The sequence below is a fragment of the Chryseobacterium sp. CG10_8 genome (assembly GCF_058117085.1).
Genome location: NZ_JBYVEB010000218.1, coordinates 1 through 1775, shown reverse-complemented (window position 1 = coordinate 1775; position 1775 = coordinate 1). Strand labels below are relative to the sequence as shown.

Genomic DNA, 1775 nt, shown 5'->3' with positions numbered 1-1775 from the left:
TAAAGTTAAATCAATTAAAAATACCGAAAATGAATTTAAAATTAAATTTCTGCTGCACTCATCATTATTAAACAAAAAAGACGAGCTTTTGCCCGTCTCTTTTTACTATTTAAAAAAAAATAAATTCTATCTCTTTTTAACTGCTTTCGCAATGTTTACAATCACCTTTACTGCTTTTTCCATTGACTCTAAAGCGACATATTCATAAGGACCATGGAAATTCATTCCTCCCGCAAAAATGTTTGGACAAGGAAGTCCCATGTAAGAAAGTTGAGCACCATCGGTTCCACCACGAATTGCTTTGATTTTAGGTTCGATATTCGCGTCTTTCATCGCTTGAGCGGCAATGTCAATAATGTGCATTTTGCCCTCAAATTGTTGCTTCATGTTGCGGTATTGTTCTTTAATCTCTACTTCTGCAGTTCCCTCTCCATGTTTTTGATTAAATTCTGCAACTTTTTCTTGAATTAAATTTTTTCTAGCTTCAAATTTTTCTGCATCATGGTCACGAATGATGTATTGTAATTTAGCTTCGGAAACATCACCTGAAAAATCCGTCAAGTGGAAAAATCCATCAAAACCTTTAGTTGTTGCAGGTGTTTCGTTGGTGGGAAGCATTGTGATAAACTCTGCTGCTAAAAGTCCTGCATTTTTCATCTTTCCAAAAGCATAACCTGGATGTACTGAAAGACCATAAATTTTAACCACAGCTCCTGCTGCATTGAAGTTTTCATATTCTAATTCTCCAACTTCACTTCCATCCATAGTGAAAGCATATTCTGCTCCGAATTTTTTAACATCAAAATGATGAGCTCCTCTTCCGATTTCTTCATCCGGATTGAAACCAATCGCAATTCTTCCGTGTTTAATTTCCGGGTGAGCCAAAAGATATTCCGCTGCGGTTACAATCTCAGCAACTCCGGCTTTGTCGTCTGCACTTAAAAGTGTTGTTCCATCGGTGGTGATTAATGTTTGACCAACATATTCCTTTAGTTTTTCAAATTTATTTGGAGAAAGCGTAAAACCAGTTTCTCTATTTAAAACTAAATCTTGTCCATTATAATCGTCCCAAATAATAGGATTTACTCCGTTTCCGTTAAAATCTGGTGATGAGTCATAATGTGCGATAAATCCAACGACAGGTTCATCATCATTTTCTAAATTAGAAGGAACATATCCGAAAACATATCCTTTGTCATCCATAGAAACATCTTCCAGACCTAAAGCTTTTAATTCTTCGAAAAGTAATTTCGCCATATCCCATTGTTGCGGAGTCGAAGGCGTGGTTTCCGATTCTGGGTCAGAAGTTGAATAAATTTTCACATAAGTAATAAAACGGTTGAGTAACCGCATTTTCCATTCGTGGTTGAATTCTATGGTTTGCATTTAATTATGATTTTGAATTTTAACAAAGTTAAAGTTTTTGATTGGATGAGGGAAGAATTCCTCCATTTTTAAAATTCCTGAAAAAATGTATCTTTAATAAAAACATCTCTTCCTAAGGTAACATTTTGTGAAAAAAACGAAATTTCCAAATTTAGACCCTATTTCATTATTTTGATAAAACCAAATAATAAAAAAAAATGTAAACTATGAGGACTGTATTAATATTTATGTTGTTTTTATTCATTTCTTGCAAAAAAAAACATATAGAAAAGAAAACTATTTCCAAGGAAATTAAAAAGGAAAAGAAATTATTGCAATTCTATTTGGGATTCTTTTTTGATTCCGACACAACTAAAGACTTAAAATCGTATTATAACGATAGTATATTT

2 protein-coding genes are annotated in these 1775 nt (G+C 33.1%); one reads left to right on the top strand and one right to left on the bottom strand.

Going from position 1 to position 1775, the window contains the following annotated elements:
• Positions 1 to 126: 126 nt before the first annotated feature.
• Positions 127 to 1386, bottom strand: a complete 1260-nt coding sequence (gene pepT / locus AC4AGG_RS16335) for a peptidase T (protein ID WP_489773087.1) — start codon at positions 1384 to 1386, stop codon at positions 127 to 129.
• 206 nt (positions 1387 to 1592) lie between these two features.
• On the opposite strand from pepT, the gene AC4AGG_RS16330 reads away from it, so the two are divergent.
• Positions 1593 to 1775 (top strand): hypothetical protein (locus AC4AGG_RS16330; RefSeq protein WP_489773086.1); only part of this gene is annotated, 183 nt, incomplete at its 3' end.